Genomic DNA, 19160 nt, shown 5'->3' with positions numbered 1-19160 from the left:
ACCAGTGTGCTAGATGATCTCCAGTCCGTCGCGGTCCGGGAGCTCCGGGAACGGCGCGGTGGGCAGCGTCTGGTACCAGTAGGCGACGCTGGCGATGTCGTCCTGCAAGGGCAGGTAGCGGCCGCCGCTGCGCCAGCCGAGCGCCTGCATGGTGACCTTCAGCCCGGTCCGGAACCGGATCGGATCCGTGATGTGCCAGCGATACAGGCCGTACCGGGTCTGGTTGCGGCCGGGATCTTGATCACTGCCGTCCGGCGTCGTGTTCAGCGGCATCCCGGCGTACGGCGTCGTGAAGGTCTCGTAGCGCGAGCCGACGTGGAAGCCCCAGGCGCCGCAGAAGTAGTCCTCGGTGCCGGTGCCGCAGATCGTCGGCGCGTCCTCGCCGTCCAGGAACCACTTCAGCTCGCCCTCGCCCCACCAGCCGCTGTTGTTCACGCCCCAGGCGACGGCGGTGCCGACGTAGTGGCCGCGGCCGGACACGCCGTCGACGATCGTGTACTCCTCCGCGTACGGCAGCGGGTTGGTCCGGCGGAACTGGGCATGGAAGTACGCGGAGTCCTCGGGCACCTCGGTCAGCTGGTAGTTCACCTGGTAGAAGAGGATGCACTCGTCGTCGGCCAGGTTCTCCACGGTGATCCGGCAGTGCTGCCGGAACGGCATCTGCCAGTAGGAGTTGAAGCCGTTCTTCGGGTTCACGCAGACCGCGAGCGACGCGATGGGCGCGTAGACGCCCCAGCCGGAGGCGAAGAAGTCGTTCAGCGGGGTCTCCACCGACGGCTGCTCCTGCCCGTCCCAGTAGATCCGCAGGACCAACGTCCGGGCCGCCGCGGTGGTGGTCATCCAGATCTGCTGGATCGAGCCAGGGCCGCTGATGTCGCCGAGTTCGAAGATCGACTTCGGCGCGATCTTGACCGCCGGGGCGACCTTCCAGCCCTGCCCGAGATCACGGGCCGCCGCCGCGCCGAGACCCTCGGTGGCCAACGCTCCCTGGCCCGGGGCACCGGTCGGGTTCTCGGCCGACAGGGACCGGGACTGCGCGTCGGAGAGCTGATGCAGGTTGCCGAGATGGAGGCCGAGGCCGTCGAAGGAGGTCACGCGGTCGTCCGTTCTGTGAGGAGGCTGGTGATCGCGGACCGGACGATCTCTTCGGTACGGGTCGTGAACCGCCCGGACCGGTAGACGTAGGGAAAGGAGTCGTCCGGCTCGTAGCCACCCTGGCGCACCTGATCCGCGGTGACCACGTAACCGATCATGCCGTTGGTGTACGGGATCGGCAAGACACCTCCGTTGGACCAGTTCTTCAGCCACAGCCCGTACTCGACGGTGATCTCCGCGTCCAGCCCGAGCAGGGCCAACCGGTCGGTCAGCTCGAGCATGATCAGCCGGAGCGGGATCTCCTCGGTGATCAACTCCGGGTGCGCCAACAGGTGCCGGGCCCAGTCGCCCCAGATGCCCTCCTCGTCCTTGCGGTTCGCCAGCATGGCCAGCGACGGCGAGTGCAGCGGCAGCCGGGCGGTGCCGGTGCGGGTCCGTACCGCGAGGTCGCCGGCGGGTTCCAGCCCGGCCTCCAGCACCGTGATCACCGCGTCGGCGAGGGCGCCGCCGAGCCGTTCAAGATCGGCGTCCCCGCCACGAACGAACCGGTCCCCTTCGGTCAGGTCCGGATCAAGATCGCCGCAGCAGCCCTGCAGGAACCCGATCACCACACTGTTCCCTGAGCCTGTCGAAGGGAGCCGCTCCGCCAGCCGAGCCCTGGTCACCCCGGGAAAGTCGGGCCCGGCCAGCTGGTCGGCGGTGATCACCGGGTGGCAGGCGTAGTGGGTCAGCAGTGCCTTCGCCGACCCGTCCGGCCGGTCGAACCTGATCACCGCGACCTCGGGATCCCTCGGCCCGGCAGGATCCGGCCCGCCGCGGCCGCCGCCGGGATCGGCCCGGCGGCGGTTCAGCGCGATGGAGCAGGAGCCGCTGCCGCGGGCCACGGTGACCGGCTCCCGGTCCGCGACCGCGGCGGCGACCGCCTCGAGCGTCGTCGCGGCCAGGAACTCCAGGTAGTCGGGATCGCCGCGGCCGATCAACGTCGAGAAGGTCAGCCCGGGCTGCGGCCCGCTGTGCGTGTGGGACGCGTGCAGCAGCACCGCCTCGGCCCCGATTCCGTGATCGGCGGCGATCCTGGTCCGCAGCGCGTCGGCGATGTCGGGTCCCCACCAGAGCAGGTCGGCGGCGACCAGGACGGCCCGCAGCCCGGCCTCGTCACCGAACGCGAACGCCTGCAGCTCCAGCGGAGCCCGGACACCCGTCAGCGGCTCGGTGCGGCTGGCGAACCCGGACAGGTCGACCGGGTGTCGCGGCGTGATGTCGGCGATCGCGGCGCCGAGCGTGGTGCTGGTCATGATCACACTCCGGTGGGATGGGTGACTCCGGTGCCGCTCAGGTGGTCACATCGTCTTGGTGAGCACGCCGATCAGGCCGGTACCCGAAGCTCGGCCGCCGACCTCGTGATCTTGTCGAGCGCCTCGGCGAGGTCCGCCAGATCCCGCTCCTCGCCGAGCAGGACGAACTGCGGGATCCAGACGCCCTCGTCGCAGAGCGCCTGGGTGACCGGCAGCTCGGTCCGGCCGTAGCGGGTGCGCGGGTTGTCCGCGGTCCAGCCGGTGGCCGCGACGTCGAACGCCCGGTCGGCGAAGACGCCCTGCCGGTCCAGCGGCACTCCGTATCCGGCGCTGCACGGGATGCCCTCCGCGGCGAGGGCCGCCACGAACCGCTCGCGCGGCAGTCCGTCGAAGGCGTCCGCGTGGTAGCGGAACTGGTAGAGGTGGTAGCCGTGCGCCGTGCAGCGGGGATCGCGGCCGAGCGGCTCCAGCCCGTCGATCTTCGACAGCGCGTCGGTGATCGTCGCCGCGCCGCGCTCGCGGCGGGCGACGTCCTCGGCGAGCCGGCCGAGTTGATCGAGCAGCAGGGCGGACTGGAACTCGGTCAGCCGGTAGTTCCCGCCGAGCCGGCGGTGGTCGTACCAGGCGCCGGTCCGGGACCGGCCGCAGTGGTGCAGGCTCCAGGCCGACTCGGCCAGCTCGTCGTCGTTGGTGATCAAGATCCCGCCCTCACCGGCGGTCATGTTCTTCGAAGCCTGGAAGGACCAGCTGCCGAAGTCGCCGTACGAGCCGACGCCGCGACCCTTCCACTCGGCGCCGTGCGCGTGGGCCGCGTCCTCGATCACCGCCAGCCCGTGAGCCTCGGCGATCGCGCAGATCCGGTCCAGGTCGGCGGGATGCCCGGCCAGGTGCACCGGAATGATCACCTTGGTCCGCGGCGAGATCAGCGCCTCGACCGCATCCGGGTCGATGCAGCCGGTGACCGGCTCGATGTCGGCGAAGACCGGGAGCGCGTTGACCGACAGCACCGCGGTCGCGGTGGCCAGGAAGGTGTAGCCGGGAACGATCACCTCGTCGCCGTGGCCGACCCCGAGCGCCCGCAGCGCGATCTCCAGCGAGACCGTGCCGTTGCACACGGCGATGCCGTGCCGGGCGCCGTGGTAGGCGGCGAACTCCTGCTCGAACCGGGTCTTGGCCGGTCCGGCCACGTCACCCCAGGTGCCGGCCGTGACGGCCTCGGTGATCGCGGCCACCGCCGAGTCGGTCACCGGCGGCCAGCTCGGGAACGGCTCCTTCCGAACCGGTGTACCGCCGAGCAATCCCAGTCGATGGTGCATGCCATCCCTCCGGACGGTCGAGTGCTGAGGTAAAGGAACGACATGAGATATTACGAGATCGTACTAATCCGTGTCGAGAGCTGATCACCGCGTCGTGCCGGAGACGTACGATCGCGCCATGACGGAGAAGGATTCGATCGATCGTCACGTCAGGATCTGGAGACGCGAGGTGCCGGGCATCGACCCGACGGTCGAGGGTGTCGTGGTCCGGATGCAGGTCCTCGTCCGACGAATGGATCGACTGAGGGCCCGAGTCGTCGCCGATCAGGGCCTGAAGAACTTCGAGTTCGACATCCTCTGGCACCTGCGCTCCCTGGGATCGCCGTACCGCGCGACACCCACCTTGATCGCCGAGCGTGCCGACATCCACCCGGCGACCCTGACCAGCCGACTGGACCGGCTCGAACAGTCCGGGTACGTCATCCGCGTACACGATCCCGACGACCGGCGGCGACTGCTCGTCGAGCTCACCGCCCTGGCGCACCGGACCCTGGAGGCGTCGATCGAAGTGATCAGCGACGCCGAGAAGGAGCTCCTCTCCGCCCTGACCCGCCCCGAACGCACGCAACTCTCCGGGCTGCTCCGCAAGCTCGCCCTGGCCGTCGAATCCGAGGGGACCCGCCTGCTCGCCGTCGCGGACGACCGCTGACCACCGACAATCCCTGTCGGCCCGAGCGCGCCGCCTGCGCCGGCGACGCCCAAGGGCCACAGTCGCTGCGACGCCCCTTGGACCATCCCGCCCGGTGACCTCCGGCCTGGTCAGCGAGCGAGCCGACGCGGCCGGATCACCGACCTTCGGGGCTCCCGAAATTCGCCCACCTCACAGTTCGCCTTCGACAAGACTTCTCCTCTAGAGTGGATCTCACCGAAAATCATCCTGTGAGGAGGCGACATGGCCGAACATGCCCACGTTTCCGCTGCCGAGGTGCACGAGGTGCTCTCCCGGCACGTACTGACCGACGGGTTCAAGCTCGTCCTGGACCTGGAACGCAGCCGCGGCAGTCGGCTGGTCGACGCCCGGACCGGCGTCTCCTATCTGGACCTCTACACGTTCTTCGCCTCCGCCCCGCTCGGGCTGAACCCGGCCGGCGTCGTCGACGACCCGGCGTTCCTGGCGAAGCTGTCCATGATCGCGGCGAACAAGCCGGCCAACCCGGACATGTACTCCAGCGCGTACGCGGAGTTCGTCGAGACGTTCGCCCGGGTGCTCGGTGACCCCGAGCTGCCGCATCTGTTCTTCATCGAGGGCGGCGCGCTCGCGGTCGAGAACGCGCTCAAGGTCGCCTTCGACTGGAAGAGCCGGCAGAACGAGGCCGCCGGCCGGGATCCCGGCCTGGGCACCAGGATCATGCACCTGAGCAAGGCGTTCCACGGCCGCAGCGGGTACACGATGTCGCTGACCAACACCGAGCCCGGCAAGGTCGCCCGGTTCCCGAAGTTCGACTGGCCGCGGATCGACGTACCGGCGATCGTGCACCCGCTCGAAGATCATCTCGAGTCCGTGATCGCGGCCGAGGAGCGCGCGCTTTCCCAGGCCCGCAAGGCGTTCGAGGATCATCCGCACGACATCGCCGCGTTCATCGCCGAGCCGATCCAGGGCGAGGGCGGGGACAACCACCTGCGGCCGGAGTTCCTGCAGGCGATGCAGCAGCTCGCCCATGATCACGACGCCCTGTTCATCGTCGACGAGGTACAGACCGGCGCCGGGACGACCGGCACGCCGTGGGCGTACCAGCAGCTCGGGCTGCAGCCGGACGTCGTCGCGTTCGGCAAGAAGGTGCAGGTCGGCGGGATCATGGCCGGCCGCCGGGTGGACGAGGTCGCCGACAACGTGTTCCACGTCTCCGGCCGGATCAACTCCACCTGGGGCGGCGGTCTGGTCGACATGGTCCGGTCCCAGCGGCTGCTGGAGATCATCGAGGCCGAGGGGCTGATCGAGGCCGCCGGGCCGAAGGGCGAACGGTTCGTCGCCGGGCTGCGGGCGCTGGCCGCGGAACGGCCCGGGACCCTCGCCAACGTCCGCGGCCGCGGGCTGATGATCGCGGTGGACCTGGCCGGCCCCGGCGCCCGTGATGCGCTGCTGGCCGACCTGCGCGACACTGAACACGTGGTGGCGCTGCCCTGCGGCGAGCGGTCGATCCGGTTCCGCCCGGCCCTGTCGATCGAGAACGAGGACATCGACGAGGCGGTGGCCGCGCTGGGTCGCGCGCTGGGCCGGCTCGCGAACGGAACGGAGAACGTGCAGTGAGCAAGACCTTGATCACCTCCGTCGTCGACGGCAAGACGGTCGACGGCGGCCGTACGGTGGCGAGCGGCAATCCCGCTCGCACCGCCGAGGTCGTCGGCGAGGTCGCCTTCGCCGATGCCGCGACGTTCGTCCGGGCCGCCGAGTCGGCGAAGGCCGCACAGCGGGAGTGGGCCGCGGTGCCGGCCCCGATCCGCGGCCGCGCCATCGCCCACATCGGCCGCCTGGTCGAGGACAACAAGGAGGCGCTGGCCCGGCTGGTCACGGCCGAGATCGGCAAGCCGTACGCGGAGGCGCTCGGCGAGGTGCAGGAGATCGTCGACACCTGCGACTTCTTCCTGGGCGAGGGACGTCGGCTGTACGGGCAGACGGTGCCGAGCGAGATGCCGGACAAGCAGCTGTTCACCCACCGGGTGCCGGTCGGCGCCGTCGCGGTGATCACCGCCGGCAACTTCCCGGTCGCGGTGCCGTCCTGGTACATCGTGCCGGCGCTGCTGGCCGGCAACACGATCGTCTGGAAGCCGGCCGACTACTCCCCCGTCGTCTCCGCCGCGTTCCACGAGATCTTCGTCCGTGGCGGCGGGCTGCCGGCGGGCGTGTTCAACCTGGTCTTCGCCGACGGCGAGCAGACCTTCGCCGGGCTCGAGCAGTCGCTGGAGCGCGGGCTGATCGACAAGATCGGCTTCACCGGCTCATCGGCCGTCGGCCGGGAGATCGGCGCCCTGGCCGGGCGGCACCTGCAGAACGCCTGCCTGGAACTGGGTGGCAAGAACCCGCTGGTGATCACGCCGAGTGCCGATCTCGATCTTGCGGTCGAGGGCGCGTTGTTCTCCGGCTTCGGTACGGCCGGCCAGCGCTGCACGTCACTCGGTACGGTGATCGTCCACGAGTCCGTCCACGACGAGTTCCTGGCCCGGTTCGCCCGCGCCGTCGCGGCCGCCAGGATCGGCGATCCGACGCAGGACGTGCTGATGGGCCCGATGCTGGACCAGAAGTTCGCCGACCGGTACGAGGAGTACCTGGGCTGGATCCAGCCGCACCACACCGTGGTCGGCGGGAAGGGGCGGATCGGGGCGGACAACCCGCGGGACGGTTTCGTCGGGGATCCGGCGGCCGGGCTGTTCTACCACCCGGTGGTCGTCGACGGGGTCCGGCCCGATGATCAACTCTTCCTGGAGGAGACCTTCGGCCCGATCGTCGGCGTGATCACGTACCGCGACCTCGACCAGGCGATCGACCTGGCCAACCGTCCCGGCTACGGACTCTCCTCGGCGATCTACACGACCGATCCGCAGGAGGCGTTCACGTTCCGGAACCGGATCGGGGCCGGCATGGTGTCGATCAACAACTCGACCTCCGGTGCCGAGGCGCACCTGCCCTTCGGCGGCAACGGCAAGTCCGGCAACGGCTCCCGGCAGTCGGGCGTCTGGGTGCTCGATCAGTTCACCCGCTGGCAGTCGGTGAACTGGGACTACTCCGGCCGGCTGCAGAAGGCGCAGATGGACACCGTGGAGCTGACCCCGGATCGTGACTTCCGTCTGGACGACTGATCATGGCGACGCCGGCCGAGGAGCTGGACCGGGCGTTCCGCGACCGGCTGGCAACGCTCCCTGAGCTGCCCCCTCAGCTCCCTGAGCCTGTCGAAGGGCGAGGCCCGGTGACCCCAAGGCCCCCTTCGACAGGCTCAGGACGACGCTTCGACAGGCTCAGGGCGCGTGCCGATCGCGACTGGGCCAGCCTGTTCGAAGCACAGGCAGCCAGCCGGCAGCTTGATCTGGTGGCGCGCGAACTGCAGGCACGCGGGCTGGCGTACTACACGATCGGGTCGGCCGGCCACGAGAGCAACGCCATGATCGGTCTGGCGACCCGGCTCGGCGACCCGGCCCTGCTGCACTACCGGTCGGGCGGCTTCTATGCCGCCCGGGCCGGGCTGCGCCAGGGCAGCACGCCGGTCACGGATGTCCTGCAGGGCCTGATGTGCCTGGCCGACGAGCCGATCGCCGGCGGCAGGCACAAGGTGTTCGGTCACCCCGACCTGGCGATCATCCCGCAGACCTCGACGATCGCCTCGCACCTGCCGCGCGCGGTGGGCCTGGCGATCGCCCTTCAGCGGGCGGCCCGGCTCGGTGTCGATCATGAATGGCCGGCCGACGCGATCGTGGTCTGCTCGTTCGGCGACGCGTCGGCGAACCACTCGACGGCGGCCGGCGCGATCAACACGGCGATCAACACCGCCTACCGCGGGCTGCCGGTGCCGATCCTGTTCGTCTGCGAGGACAACGGCCTCGGCATCTCGGTCCGGACCCCGGCCGGTTGGATCGAGCACGCGTACGGGAGCCGGCCCGGCCTCGACTATCTGGCCGCGGACGGCGCCGACCCGGTCACCGCCTGGCCGGTGATCATGGACGCGGTCCGCCGGGTCCGTGATCATCGCCGCCCGGTCTTCCTGCACCTGCGCACGGTGCGCTACCTGGCCCACGCCGGCAGCGACGCCGAGATCGGCTACCGGAAGCCGAGCGAGATCGAGGCGGCCTACGACCTCGATCCGCTGCTCGGCACCGCCCGCGCCATGATCGACCACGGCGCCTCCGCCGGCCAGGTGCTGGCGGCCTACGACCGGATCGGCGCCGAGGTCCGGGCCGAGGCCGGCCGGCTCACCGGGTCCCGGCAACTGGCGTCCGCCGCCGAGATCATCGAGCCGTTGGCCCCGCGCACCCCGGACCGGGTCGCCGAACTGGCCGCGCGCTGGGCCGAGCGGGGGTCCGACCGGCCCGCGACGCTCGCCGAGTCGATCAACGCGACGCTGTCCGTGATCATGGACTCCGACCGCCGGGTGATCGCGTTCGGCGAGGACGTCGGTGTCAAGGGCGGCGTCTACGGAGTGACCCGCGGGTTGGCCCGGCGGTTCGGCGCGGCGCGGGTGTTCGACACGATCCTGGACGAACAGTCGATCCTCGGCCTCGCCCTCGGCGCCGGGCTGGCCGGGCTGGTGCCGATCCCCGAGATCCAGTACCTGGCCTACCTGCACAACGCCGAAGATCAACTCCGCGGTGAGGCGGCCACGCTGTCCTTCTTCTCCCGCGGCCGCTGGCGCAACCCGCTGGTGATCAGGATCGCCGGGCTGGCGTACCAGAAGGGGTTCGGCGGGCACTTCCACAACGACGACGCGGTAGCCGTACTGCGGGACATTCCCGGCCTCGTGGTGGCCTGCCCGAGCCGGGCCGACGACGCGCCCGCGCTGCTGCGGACCTGCGTGGCGGCGGCCGCGACCGACGGTACGGTGGCGGTGTTCCTGGAGCCGATCGCGCTCTATCACACCCGGGACCTGCACGCCGCCGGCGACGGCGGCTGGCTCGGGATCGATCATGGTGACCCGGCCCCGATCGGCCGGGGCCGGACCGTCCGGTCCGGCCCGGACCTGACCATGATCACGTTCGGCAACGGCGTCCCGATGAGCCTGCGGGCCGCCGAATCCCTCGCAGCCCAAGGGATCGATGCGACCGTGCTGGACCTGCGCTGGCTCGCCCCGCTGCCGGTCGAGGACGTGCTGGCAGCGGCCCATGCCACCGGGCGAGTGCTCGTCGTCGACGAGACCCGGCGCTCCGGCGGCGTCGGCGAGGGCGTGATCACGGCCCTCGTCGAAGGCGGGTTCGCCGGGCCGCTGGCCCGGGTGTCCAGCGCCGACAGCTTCGTACCCCTCGGCGCGGCAGCGCGCCACGTCCTGCTGGACACCGATGAGATCATCAAGGCGGCCACGGACCTGGCCGGGAAGGAAAGATCATGACTGTCGGACCCCTGGAGTTCCTCGGTGTCGATCACCTGCTGTCCGAGGACGAGCGCGACATCCAGCACGGTGTGCGGGAGTTCGTCGACGAACGGGTCCGGCCGCACGTCGCCGGCTGGTACGAGAGCGGCGAGCCCGACCTCGCCCTGATGAAGGAGGCCGGTGCCCTCGGCCTGCTCGGCATGCACCTGACCGGCTACGGCTGTGCCGGTGCCAACGCCGTCTCGTACGGCCTCGCCTGCCTCGAGCTGGAGGCCGGCGACTCCGGCATCCGCAGCATGGTCTCGGTGCAGGGATCGCTGGCCATGTATGCGATCTGGAAGTTCGGCAGCGAGGATCAGAAGCAGGCCTGGCTGCCCGGAATGGCCGCCGGCGAGCTGATCGGCTGCTTCGGCCTGACCGAGCCCGACTTCGGCTCCAACCCGGCCGGGATGCGGACCCGGGCCCGCCGGGACGGCGACGACTGGGTGATCAACGGCACCAAGATGTGGATCACCAACGGCAGCGTCGCCGACGTGGCGATCGTCTGGGCGCAGACCACCGACGACCCGAAGGGGATCCGCGGCTTCGTGGTGCCGACCGACACCCCGGGCTTCTCGGCGCCCAAGATCGGCAAGAAGCTGTCGCTGCGTGCCTCGGTGACCTCGGAGTTGATCTTGACCGACGTTCGGCTGCCGGGTGACGCCGTGCTGCCGGACGTGACCGGCCTGAAGGGACCGCTGTCCTGCCTCAACGAGGCCCGGTTCGGGATCACGTTCGGCGCACTCGGTGCGGCCCGGGACTGCCTGGAGACGGCGCTGGCGTACGCGAGCACCCGGGAGGTGTTCGGCCGCCCGCTGGCCGCGTTCCAACTGACCCAGGCCAAGCTCGCCGACCTGGCCCTCGAACTGCAGAAGGGTTTCCTGCTCGCGCTGCACCTGGGCCGGCTCAAGGATGATCATCGACTCGACCCGCGCCAGGTCAGCCTCGGCAAGCTCAACAACGTCCGAGAGGCGCTGACCATCGCCCGCGAGTGCCGGGCCATCCTCGGCGCCGCCGGCATCACGGGCGAGTACCCGGTCCTGCGCCACGCCAGCAACCTGGAGTCGGTGCTCACCTACGAGGGCACCTCGGAGGTGCACCAGCTGGTGATCGGCCAGGCCCTGACCGGCCACAGCGCCTTCAGCTGAATCTGTTCTACATGTAGTACATTTGGGGCATGGAGACCGCATCTGCACGGGAGTTCAACCAACAGTCGTCCCAGATCCTTGCCGAGGTCGAGGGCGGGCGCACGGTGCGCGTCTTCAAGAACCGTCGGCATGTCGCGACGGTCATTCCGGCCGACCAGGATCCGCTTCCGAGCTATCCGACCGACGCGATGGGAGACGACCCGAGCGCGCCCGTGTTCGACGGCCCGGGCGACCTGGTTGATCGCATGGACGACTACCTGCGCGGCTTCGGGCGGTGACCGAGTCCTCGATGCCGGCACCCGTCGCGATTGCCGATACGTCCGGCCTGCTGGCGTACTTCGATCGAAGCGAACCCGAGCACGCGCGCTGTCGCGCCGCCATGGCGTCCCTCAGCCACGCAGTGGTCTCGCCGATGGTGCTCGCCGAACTCGACTATCTGCTCACGACCGGAATCAGCGCGACGGCTGCCGAGCAGGCCCTTGACTACATGCTCGGCCAGATCGCGATCCGACGCTTCGAGGTCCCGGACGTAGGTCCCGAGCTCGCGGCCGCCCAGGTGATCATGCGGCGACACAGCGAGATCGGTCTTACCGATGCCATGAACGTCGCCTTGGCTGCGACCTTTCGCACCAACGCCATCCTCACCCTGGATCGCAAACATTTCCGCGCCCTTCGTCCCATCGGCGGCGAGAAGTACTTCCGCCTACTTCCCGACGACCTCTGAACACTCGATCATTCAGGATCGCCCGGGGACCGTCGATGGCCTCGCGACCGGAGGTCCGATGATCATCCGTAGCACCCCTTCGAGCGACGTCACCGCGCCCGGCGTTGCGGCGCCGCGGTCGATCAGCACGGCGGTGATCCCCAGGCCCGCCGCCGCCGCACAGTTCGCGGGCCGGTCGTCGACGAAGATCGCCTGTTCCGGCCGGACGTCGAGGCCGGCCAGTGCGGCCCGGAAGATCGCCGGATCCGGCTTGGCGGCTCCGACCTCGCAGGACAGGAACGCCCGGTCCGTGAGGTCGGTGAGGCCCAGCCGCTGCAGCAGGTCGGTGGTGTTGGCGAAGCAGTTGCTGACCAGCGCCGTAGCGACCCGGCGCCGCCGCAGTTCGGCCAGGAACGGCCGGACGTCGGGATAGAGCCTGGCCTGCCCGGCGAGGACGTCGCGATCATGCCGGAGCAGAGCCTCGAGGTCCGGCGGCTCCTGACCGGCCAGCCGGAACGTCTCGGCGAACGCCTGCTCCAGGGTGATCGTCCCGATCGTCAGTGCCGCGGCATTGGCTTCGATCCCGGTGACCCAGTCGGCCCGGCTCAGCCCGGACCGGGCGGCCAGCTGGTCCAGCGCGGCCTCGAAGTCGACGTCGATCAGCGTTCGGTAGACGTCGAGCAGGACGGCGTGGACTCGGGTCACGGCCCGAGCCTAACCACCGGGGAATCCTCACCCTCAGGGTTTGCGTTTGAGCACACTCGAAGGCGTACCTTCGAGGACATGACGCTCACGGCGACCGAGGTACGACAGCTCATCGAGTCCACGCCGCCGGACCAGCTCCCGGCCCTGACCCACTCGCTCACCAGCCAGGTGTTCGGCGACGAGGTCGAGGCGGCGCTGACCGTCGCCGAGGTCTCGGAGCTGGTGGGCGTCTCGGCGCACACGCTGCGCTACTACGAGCGGATCGGCCTGGTCGAGGTGGCGCGGGACGCCCACGGCTACCGTTGCTACGACCGCGAGGCCGTCGGCCGGATCGTCTTCCTGACCCGGCTGCGGCTCTCCGACATGCCGATCCGCGACATCAAACGCTACGTCGACCTGGTCAACGCCGGGCCCGACACGGTGCCGGACCGGCTCGCCCTGCTGGAACGGCACCGGGACCGGATCCGGCAGCAGATCGCCGATCTGGAGTTCGCCGAGGCCGTGATCGACTACAAGATCACCACCTACGGCGGCGACTGCGGCGCCTAGTTAGTCCCCGACCTCCAACTTCCTCTGGACTTCCCAATCATGCAAGGAGATTCAAGCATGCCCACCTTCCCTCATCGCAAGATCGGCGACCTCTCCGTCTCCGCCCTCGGCCTCGGCTGCATGGGCATGAGCAACGCGTACGGCCCGGCCGACCGGACCGAGTCACTGGCGACGATCAACGCCGCCCTGGACGCCGGCGTGAACTTCCTCGACACCGCCGAGATGTACGGCGCCGGACACAACGAGAGCCTGGTCGGCGAGGTGCTCAAGCACCGCCGGGACGAGGTCGTGATCGCCACCAAGTTCGGCATCACGCCGCACCCGGTGACCCAGATGCCGAACGGCCTGGACGGCTCGGCCGACAACGCCCGGCGGGCGGTCGACGGATCGCTGCAGCGGCTCGGTATCGACGTGATCGATCTCTACTACCTGCACCGGGTCGACCCGGAGGTGCCGATCGAGGAGTCGGTCGGCGCGATGGCCGAGCTGGTCGAGGCCGGCAAGGTCCGCGCCCTCGGCCTCTCCGAAGCGTCGCCGGAGGCGCTGCGGCGCGCTGTGGCAGTGCACCCGATCGCCGCGCTGCAGAGCGAATGGAGCCTGTTCACGCGTGACCTGGAGTCCGAGGTCGTGCCGACCGCGCGCGAACTCGGGATCGCCCTGGTCCCGTACAGCCCGCTCGGCCGCGGCCTGCTGACCGGCGCGATCGCCGCGACGACCGACCTGGCCGACGGCGACTTCCGGCGGACGCTGCCCCGCTGGCAGGCCGAGAACCTGGACCGCAACCTGGCCCTGGTGCAGCGGATCCGCGACCTCGCCGACGACCTCACCACCAGCCCCGGCCGGATCGCCCTGGCCTGGCTGCTGGCCCAGGGCGAGGACGTGGTGCCGATCCCCGGCACCCGGCGCCGGACCAACCTCGAGGACAACCTCGGCGCGGTCGAGGTACGACTGCCCGAGACCGCGCTGGCCGGACTCGACGCGCTCGTCGCCTCCGGTGATCGCTACCCCGACATGGCCTGGGTCGCCGGCCGCAGCGCCTGAGCGGGTACGGTCGCCCGGTGATCACCGCCGAACGCGCCGCCGAACGGCTCGGCCTGACCATCGAGCGGCGGCTCGACGGCGGGGTCTTCGGAGCCGTTCTGGTCCGAACGGCCGGCGCCGGGCGGGCCGTGCTCAAGCTGCTGCCGGACTGGGAGTCGCTGTCGCTCGCCGCCGTGACCGAGGCGGCGGCAGCGGCCGACCGGCTTCGCGATCGCGGCTACCCGATCCCGGCGGTGCTCGACCTCGGCCTGGTCGAGGGCACGGTCTTCACCCTGCAGGAGTACGTGCCGGGCGAGGTCCCGGACCGGATCACCGAGCCCGTCGCGGGTCGCCTGGTCGAGCTCTGGGAGCTGCACCGGGGCGCCGCTCCGCGGGCGGACGGCGGCTGGGCACGGCGGCTGGCCGACGAGATCGAGGGCGGCACCGAGCTGCGGCCGCGGCTGACCGATCCACGAGCGGTCGCCGTGCTGGACCGGGTCCTCGCCGTCGGCCGGACCGCCGACGCCGCAGGCTTCCGGACCGGTGACGTGGTGCACGGCGACTTCCACACCGGCAACGTGCTCGTCGATGATCACGGACGGCTCGCCGCGGTGATCGACTGGGAGGGGACCAGGGCCGGCGACGCCCGGTTCGACCTGGTCCGGCTGTGGACCGGCGGTGCCTCGGTCGACGCCTTCGAACCGGCCGCGTCGGCGTTGGTCAAGGACCGCGCCGAGGCTGCCGTACCGGCAGAGATCTGGCGGTTCTGCGGTGCCCGGATCGCCCTTGATCATCTCCGGTTCGCCACCTTCGTGGACCCCGAGTCATGGCCGTGGGTCCTGCACGAGGCGGGCCTGCTGCTCGCCTGACACGGTTTTGATACCGTGTCTCATATGAAGGTACGGGTGATCGTGATCGTCGTGGGGATCTGCCTCCTCGAACTCGCGTTGGTGCTCGCCGGCGGCTTTCGGTTGATGAACTCGCGGACCGTGCAGGTCGCCGGGCGCCTGGTCGACCGCGTGGACACCACCGAGAAGGTGGTCGCGCTGACGTTCGACGACGGCCCGACCGGCGACGCCGACACCGAGGCGATCCTTCGGACCCTGGCCGATCGGTCGGTACGGGCGACGTTCTACCTCAACGGCAACGGGATCGAGCGGTTCCCCGACGCCGCGGCCGAGCTGGTCGACGCCGGGCACGAGCTGGGCAATCACACCTGGAGCCATCCACGGATGATCTTGCTCCCGCCGTCCGAGATCGCCCGTGAGGTCTCCGCCACGGACCGGCTGATCCGGCAGGCCGGCTACGACGGGGAGATCACCTTCCGGCCGCCGTACGGCAAGAAACTGCTGACCCTACCGCTCTACCTGGCCGCGACCCAGCGGACCACCGTCACCTGGGACGTCGAGGCCGACAGCGAGAACGCCACCCGCTCCGCCGAGGAACTGGCGATCGCGACGGTCGCCGGCACCCGACCCGGCTCGATCATCCTGCTGCACCCCTGGTACGGCCGCACCGCGACCCGGCAGGCGATCGGCATGATCATCGACGACCTGCACCGGCAGGGCTACCGGTTCGTCACGGTCTCGGAACTGATCGATGGCTAGGCCGCAGGCCACCTCCCGGGAAGCCATCGACGAGGTCGCCCTCGACCTGTTCCTCGCCGACGGCTATCCGGCGGTGACCGTGGCCGACATCGTCGCCGCGGCCGGCATCTCGAGGCCCACCTTCTTCCGCTACGTCAGCCGCCGGGAGGACCTGGTCCTTGATCAGATCGCCGCCTTCGGCGCCGAGGTCGCGGACGCCCTGGATGATCAACCGACCCGCGACTGGGCCGCGCTGGGCGGTGCCCTCTGCGACGCGATCGACGCGATGGCCCCGGATTCCCTGACCGGCAAGGCGTTCCGGGTGATCCAGCAGAACGCCGACATCCGGTCCGCGGCGCTGGGCCTGACGCGGACCTGGCGGCAGCAGCTCACCGAAGCTCTGGTCAGGCGCGGCGACTACGACGGCGATCCGCTGCGCTGCGAGGCCGCCGCAGCGATGGCGATCGGGCTGGCCCAGATGATCTGGGCCGACCCGGAGCGCCATCCCGACCCCCGCGCCGCCTTCGCGGCCGCGGCTGACCTGACGCGGTCCTGATATCATCACTGCTATCAGGCCGACTCGAGGGGCGTGACCATGGCATCGATCGTCGTACGGGGACTTGACGAGACCGTGAAACAACGGCTCGCCGAACGGGCCCGCGATCACGGACGGTCCATGGAGGCCGAGGTGCGCGACATCCTCACTCGGGCCGCGGCCGGCGGTCGGGTCCACATCGGACTGGCCCTGGTGAAGGCCGGACAGGAGTCAGGCGGCATCGACGAGTTGCCGGTGCCCGATCGCAGCGATCCGGCTCGCTCGGTGGACTTCCCTTGATCATCCTCGACACCAACGTCGTCTCCGAGACGCTGCGGCCGCAGCCGAACCAGCGCGTCCTCACCTGGCTGGAACAGTTGACCGACGACGTGGCGATCACCACGATCACGGTCGCCGAACTCCTGGCAGGTTTGCAGCGATTACCACCTGGCCGGCGCCGGACGTCCTTGACCGAACAGGTCGAGAACGCCCTCGAACCGTACCTCGGGACGCGGGCGATCCTCCCGTTCGACACCGAGTCCGCGCGCAGCTACGCCCGGATCGTCGCGGCCCGGGAAAGGGCGGGCCGTCCCATCAGCATGGCGGACGCCGAGATCGCTGCCATCTGTCGGAGCAACGGCGCCGCCTGCGCCACCCGGAGCACCGGCGATTTCGAGGGAACCGGCATCGAGTTGATCGATCCCTGGGCCTCCTGACCCGGCACTAGGATCGGCGGTATGAGCCCGACTCAAGACGCGATCAGCGACGCGATCGCCGACGAGACCCGGCTGCGGAGGTTCCTGACCGGCCTCCCGGCGGTCGATCCGGTCGGCATCGAACTGCGCGCGGCCAACCTCGCCACCCGCTCGATCAAGAAGGCGTCCAAGCTCGCCGCCCTGGACCTGGCGGTGTCCATGGTCGACCTGACGACCCTGGAGGGCGCGGACACGGTCGGCAAGGTGCGCAACCTGTGCCGGAAGGCGATCCTGCCCGACCCGGAGCGGCCCGAGACGCCGCACGCGGCCGCGGTCTGTGTCTACCCGGACCTGGTCGAGACGGCGGTGGCGGAGGTCAAGGGGACCGGCGTGCTGGTGGCCAGCGTGGCGACGGCGTTCCCGTCCGGCCGGTCCAGCCTCGACGTCAAGGTGGCCGACACCGAGCTCGCGGTCGCGGCCGGGGCGGACGAGATCGACATGGTGATCGACCGCGGTGCCTTCCTGTCCGGGAAGTACGGCCTTGTCCTCGAGCAGATCCAGGCGATCAAGGCGGCCTGCGGCTCGGCCCGGCTCAAGGTGATCCTGGAGACCGGCGAGCTGGCCACCTACGACAACGTACGGCGAGCGTCCTGGCTGGCCCTGTTGGCCGGCGCCGACTTCATCAAGACCTCGACCGGCAAGGTCTCCCCCGCCGCGACGCTGCCGGTCACCCACGTGATGCTGCAGGCGGTCCGGGACTGGCGCGACCTCACCGGGGAGCAGCGCGCGGTCAAGCCGGCCGGCGGGATCCGCAACGCCAAGGACGCGATCCGCTACCTGGTCGCCGTCAACGAGGTGGCCGGGCCGGAGTGGCTCGACCCGCACTGGTTCCGGTTCGGCGCCTCCTCGCTGCTGAACGATCTGATCATGCAGCGCCGGACCCAGCTCGAGGGTCACTACTGGGGCGCCAACTACGTGACCGTCGACTGACCGGGAGTTGATCATGGACTGGGAATACGCACCGGCACCGGAGTCGCCGAGTATCGCCGGCGTCAAGGACCGCTACCTGCCGTTCATCGACGGCAAGTTCGTCGAGGGCCACGGCGACGACGTGAAGACGATCGACCCGTCCGAGGGCGAGCCGCTGACCAGCTACTCGACCGTCACCGAGGAGGACGTCGACACCGCGGTCAAGGCGGCCCGGAAGGCGTACGACCGGGTCTGGTCGAGGACCAGCGGCGCGGAGCGCGGCAAGTACCTGTTCCGGATCGCCCGCGGCATCGCCGAACGGGCCCGCGAGCTGGCCGTGATCGAGTCGCTGGACAACGGCAAGCCGATCAAGGAATCGCGCGACTTCGACGTCCCGACGGCGGCGCAGCACTTCTTCTACCACGCCGGCTGGGCGGACAAGCTGCATCATCTCGGTCTCGGGCCGGAGCCACGCCCGCTCGGGGTGGCCGGTCAGGTGATCCCGTGGAACTTCCCGCTGCTGATGGCGGCCTGGAAGATCGCCCCGGCGCTGGCCGCCGGCAACACGGTGGTGATCAAGCCGGCCGAGACCACGCCGTTGTCGATCTTGGTGCTGGCGGAGATCATCGCCGACGCGGACCTGCCGCCCGGCGTGGTCAACATCGTGACCGGAGCCGGCGCGATCGGCTCCGCCCTGGTGAACCATCCGGACACCGACAAGGTCGCGTTCACCGGCTCCACCGCGGTCGGCCGGCGGATCGCCGCCGAGCTGGCCGGCACCGGCCGGAAGCTCACCCTCGAGCTGGGCGGCAAAGGCGCCAACATCGTCTTCGAGGACGCCGCCCAGGACCAGGCGGTCGAGGGCATCGTCAACGGGATCTTCTTCAACCAGGGCCAGGTCTGTTGCGCCGGCTCCCGGCTGCTGGTCCAGGAGTCGATCGCCGAGGAGTTCCTGGACCGGCTCAAGGCGCGGGTCGAGACGCTACGGGTCGGCCATCCGCTGGACAAGAACACCGACGTCGGCGCGATCAACTCGATCATGCAGCTGAACAAGATCAACGAGCTGACCGAGGCCGGCATCGCCGAGGGCGCCGAGGTCTGGCGGTCCTCCTGCGCGGTGCCGGACAAGGGCTACTACGTGACCCCGACGATCTTCACCGAGGCGACCCAGTCGATGCGGATCACCCGCGAGGAGATCTTCGGCCCGGTGCTCACCACGGTGACGTTCCGGACCCCGGACGAGGCGATCGCCAAGGCCAACAACACGCCGTACGGGCTGTCCGCCGGGATCTGGACCGAGAAGGGCTCCCGGGCGATGGGGATGGCCGCGGCGCTGCAGGCGGGCGTGATCTGGGACAACACGTTCAACCGGTTCGACCCCGCGGCCAGCTTCGGCGGCTACAAGGAGTCGGGCTACGGCCGGGAAGGTGGACCGGCCGGCATGGCGGCCTACCTGCACAGCGACGACGAGCCCCTGGCCGACGGGAAGTGATC

20 protein-coding genes are annotated in these 19160 nt (G+C 70.2%); 16 read left to right on the top strand and 4 right to left on the bottom strand.

The annotated features are described in order from the left end of the window. Nucleotides 1–9: 9 nt before the first annotated feature. The 3 genes from AC6CCG_RS04670 to AC6CCG_RS04660 all read right to left on the bottom strand — a co-directional run bounded on the left by AC6CCG_RS04670 (nucleotide 10) and on the right by AC6CCG_RS04660 (nucleotide 3637). On the bottom strand, nucleotides 10–1095 hold the full coding sequence (locus tag AC6CCG_RS04670; RefSeq protein ID WP_496653304.1) for a glycoside hydrolase family 172 protein: 1086 nt from the start codon (nucleotides 1093–1095) through the stop codon (nucleotides 10–12). After that, entirely contained in the window at nucleotides 1092–2390 is a 1299-nt protein-coding gene (locus AC6CCG_RS04665) for a neutral/alkaline non-lysosomal ceramidase N-terminal domain-containing protein (protein ID WP_496653303.1), read from the bottom strand. Before AC6CCG_RS04665 ends, AC6CCG_RS04670 begins: the two co-directional genes overlap by 4 nt. Nucleotides 2391–2461: 71 nt before the next feature. Beyond that, complete coding sequence (locus tag AC6CCG_RS04660) at nucleotides 2462–3637, bottom strand: DegT/DnrJ/EryC1/StrS family aminotransferase (RefSeq protein ID WP_496653302.1); 1176 nt, start codon at nucleotides 3635–3637, stop codon at nucleotides 2462–2464. A 187-nt stretch (nucleotides 3638–3824) separates the two neighbouring features. Here AC6CCG_RS04660 and AC6CCG_RS04655 point away from each other — a divergent pair, with 187 nt between their 5' ends. The 7 genes from AC6CCG_RS04655 to AC6CCG_RS04625 all read left to right on the top strand — a co-directional run bounded on the left by AC6CCG_RS04655 (nucleotide 3825) and on the right by AC6CCG_RS04625 (nucleotide 11628). Then, nucleotides 3825–4355, top strand: coding sequence for a MarR family winged helix-turn-helix transcriptional regulator (locus AC6CCG_RS04655; protein WP_496653301.1), 531 nt, complete (start codon nucleotides 3825–3827; stop codon nucleotides 4353–4355). A gap of 243 nt (nucleotides 4356–4598) precedes the next feature. Beyond that, the gene (lat, locus tag AC6CCG_RS04650) at nucleotides 4599–5954 is read left to right on the top strand and encodes an L-lysine 6-transaminase (protein ID WP_496653300.1); all 1356 of its coding nucleotides are present in this window, start codon (nucleotides 4599–4601) and stop codon (nucleotides 5952–5954) included. Continuing rightward, nucleotides 5951–7501 (top strand): aldehyde dehydrogenase family protein, encoded by a 1551-nt coding sequence (locus tag AC6CCG_RS04645; protein ID WP_496653299.1) that lies wholly within the window; start codon nucleotides 5951–5953, stop codon nucleotides 7499–7501. Before lat ends, AC6CCG_RS04645 begins: the two co-directional genes overlap by 4 nt. A gap of 2 nt (nucleotides 7502–7503) precedes the next feature. Beyond that, nucleotides 7504–9735: a transketolase C-terminal domain-containing protein gene (locus AC6CCG_RS04640; protein WP_496653298.1), complete on the top strand. Its 2232-nt coding sequence runs from the start codon at nucleotides 7504–7506 to the stop codon at nucleotides 9733–9735. Beyond that, nucleotides 9732–10904, top strand: a complete 1173-nt coding sequence (locus AC6CCG_RS04635; protein WP_496653297.1) for an acyl-CoA dehydrogenase family protein — start codon at nucleotides 9732–9734, stop codon at nucleotides 10902–10904. The genes AC6CCG_RS04640 and AC6CCG_RS04635 overlap by 4 nt, the downstream gene beginning before the upstream one ends. A 29-nt stretch (nucleotides 10905–10933) precedes the next feature. Further along, complete coding sequence (locus AC6CCG_RS04630) at nucleotides 10934–11182, top strand: type II toxin-antitoxin system Phd/YefM family antitoxin (protein WP_496653296.1); 249 nt, start codon at nucleotides 10934–10936, stop codon at nucleotides 11180–11182. Between the two features lie 11 nt (nucleotides 11183–11193). Next, a complete protein-coding gene (locus AC6CCG_RS04625; RefSeq protein ID WP_496653295.1) occupies nucleotides 11194–11628 on the top strand; it encodes a PIN domain-containing protein in 435 nt (144 codons plus the stop codon). A gap of 12 nt (nucleotides 11629–11640) precedes the next feature. Here the strand turns inward: AC6CCG_RS04625 and AC6CCG_RS04620 are convergent, their stop codons facing one another. Further along, entirely contained in the window at nucleotides 11641–12312 is a 672-nt protein-coding gene (locus AC6CCG_RS04620; protein WP_496653294.1) for an HAD family hydrolase, read from the bottom strand. Nucleotides 12313–12390: 78 nt separating this feature from the next. Here AC6CCG_RS04620 and AC6CCG_RS04615 point away from each other — a divergent pair, with 78 nt between their 5' ends. From AC6CCG_RS04615 to AC6CCG_RS04575, 9 genes are read left to right on the top strand one after another with little or no spacing between them, the layout of a single operon-like run. Next, nucleotides 12391–12861, top strand: coding sequence for a MerR family transcriptional regulator (locus AC6CCG_RS04615; protein ID WP_496653293.1), 471 nt, complete (start codon nucleotides 12391–12393; stop codon nucleotides 12859–12861). A gap of 57 nt (nucleotides 12862–12918) precedes the next feature. Then, nucleotides 12919–13902, top strand: coding sequence for an aldo/keto reductase (locus tag AC6CCG_RS04610; protein WP_496653292.1), 984 nt, complete (start codon nucleotides 12919–12921; stop codon nucleotides 13900–13902). A 17-nt stretch (nucleotides 13903–13919) separates the two neighbouring features. Next, entirely contained in the window at nucleotides 13920–14750 is an 831-nt protein-coding gene (locus tag AC6CCG_RS04605; RefSeq protein WP_496653291.1) for an aminoglycoside phosphotransferase family protein, read from the top strand. 24 nt (nucleotides 14751–14774) lie between these two features. Then, nucleotides 14775–15488, top strand: coding sequence for a polysaccharide deacetylase family protein (locus AC6CCG_RS04600; protein WP_496653290.1), 714 nt, complete (start codon nucleotides 14775–14777; stop codon nucleotides 15486–15488). Then, complete coding sequence (locus AC6CCG_RS04595; RefSeq protein ID WP_496653289.1) at nucleotides 15481–16023, top strand: TetR/AcrR family transcriptional regulator; 543 nt, start codon at nucleotides 15481–15483, stop codon at nucleotides 16021–16023. Before AC6CCG_RS04600 ends, AC6CCG_RS04595 begins: the two co-directional genes overlap by 8 nt. Before the next feature lie 39 nt (nucleotides 16024–16062). Then, nucleotides 16063–16302, top strand: coding sequence for a FitA-like ribbon-helix-helix domain-containing protein (locus tag AC6CCG_RS04590; protein ID WP_496653288.1), 240 nt, complete (start codon nucleotides 16063–16065; stop codon nucleotides 16300–16302). Next, nucleotides 16299–16718 (top strand): type II toxin-antitoxin system VapC family toxin, encoded by a 420-nt coding sequence (locus tag AC6CCG_RS04585; RefSeq protein ID WP_496653287.1) that lies wholly within the window; start codon nucleotides 16299–16301, stop codon nucleotides 16716–16718. Before AC6CCG_RS04590 ends, AC6CCG_RS04585 begins: the two co-directional genes overlap by 4 nt. Nucleotides 16719–16739: 21 nt before the next feature. Continuing rightward, complete coding sequence (gene deoC / locus AC6CCG_RS04580; RefSeq protein WP_496653286.1) at nucleotides 16740–17687, top strand: deoxyribose-phosphate aldolase; 948 nt, start codon at nucleotides 16740–16742, stop codon at nucleotides 17685–17687. A gap of 13 nt (nucleotides 17688–17700) precedes the next feature. Then, on the top strand, nucleotides 17701–19158 hold the full coding sequence (locus AC6CCG_RS04575; RefSeq protein WP_496653285.1) for an aldehyde dehydrogenase family protein: 1458 nt from the start codon (nucleotides 17701–17703) through the stop codon (nucleotides 19156–19158). The last annotated feature ends 2 nt before the right edge of the window (nucleotides 19159–19160 follow it).

The organism is Microlunatus sp. YIM B11417 (genome assembly GCF_059617205.1).
The sequence above is the reverse complement of the archived record's forward strand: the minus strand, read 5'-3'. Positions and strand labels throughout refer to the sequence as shown.

What these genes read in the sequence shown, in the direction of transcription:
- AC6CCG_RS04575 (WP_496653285.1), top strand. Translation starts at nt 17,701, where the DNA reads ATGGACTGGGAATACGCACCGGCACCGGAGTCGCCGAGTATCGCCGGC.
- AC6CCG_RS04625 (WP_496653295.1), top strand. Translation starts at nt 11,194, where the DNA reads ATGCCGGCACCCGTCGCGATTGCCGATACGTCCGGCCTGCTGGCGTAC.
- AC6CCG_RS04590 (WP_496653288.1), top strand. Translation starts at nt 16,063, where the DNA reads ATGGCATCGATCGTCGTACGGGGACTTGACGAGACCGTGAAACAACGG.
- AC6CCG_RS04610 (WP_496653292.1), top strand. Translation starts at nt 12,919, where the DNA reads ATGCCCACCTTCCCTCATCGCAAGATCGGCGACCTCTCCGTCTCCGCC.
- AC6CCG_RS04615 (WP_496653293.1), top strand. Translation starts at nt 12,391, where the DNA reads ATGACGCTCACGGCGACCGAGGTACGACAGCTCATCGAGTCCACGCCG.
- AC6CCG_RS04600 (WP_496653290.1), top strand. Translation starts at nt 14,775, where the DNA reads ATGAAGGTACGGGTGATCGTGATCGTCGTGGGGATCTGCCTCCTCGAA.
- AC6CCG_RS04640 (WP_496653298.1), top strand. Translation starts at nt 7,504, where the DNA reads ATGGCGACGCCGGCCGAGGAGCTGGACCGGGCGTTCCGCGACCGGCTG.
- lat (WP_496653300.1), top strand. Translation starts at nt 4,599, where the DNA reads ATGGCCGAACATGCCCACGTTTCCGCTGCCGAGGTGCACGAGGTGCTC.
- AC6CCG_RS04665 (WP_496653303.1), bottom strand. Translation starts at nt 2,390, where the DNA reads ATGACCAGCACCACGCTCGGCGCCGCGATCGCCGACATCACGCCGCGA.
- AC6CCG_RS04635 (WP_496653297.1), top strand. Translation starts at nt 9,732, where the DNA reads ATGACTGTCGGACCCCTGGAGTTCCTCGGTGTCGATCACCTGCTGTCC.
- AC6CCG_RS04655 (WP_496653301.1), top strand. Translation starts at nt 3,825, where the DNA reads ATGACGGAGAAGGATTCGATCGATCGTCACGTCAGGATCTGGAGACGC.
- AC6CCG_RS04595 (WP_496653289.1), top strand. Translation starts at nt 15,481, where the DNA reads ATGGCTAGGCCGCAGGCCACCTCCCGGGAAGCCATCGACGAGGTCGCC.
- AC6CCG_RS04630 (WP_496653296.1), top strand. Translation starts at nt 10,934, where the DNA reads ATGGAGACCGCATCTGCACGGGAGTTCAACCAACAGTCGTCCCAGATC.
- deoC (WP_496653286.1), top strand. Translation starts at nt 16,740, where the DNA reads ATGAGCCCGACTCAAGACGCGATCAGCGACGCGATCGCCGACGAGACC.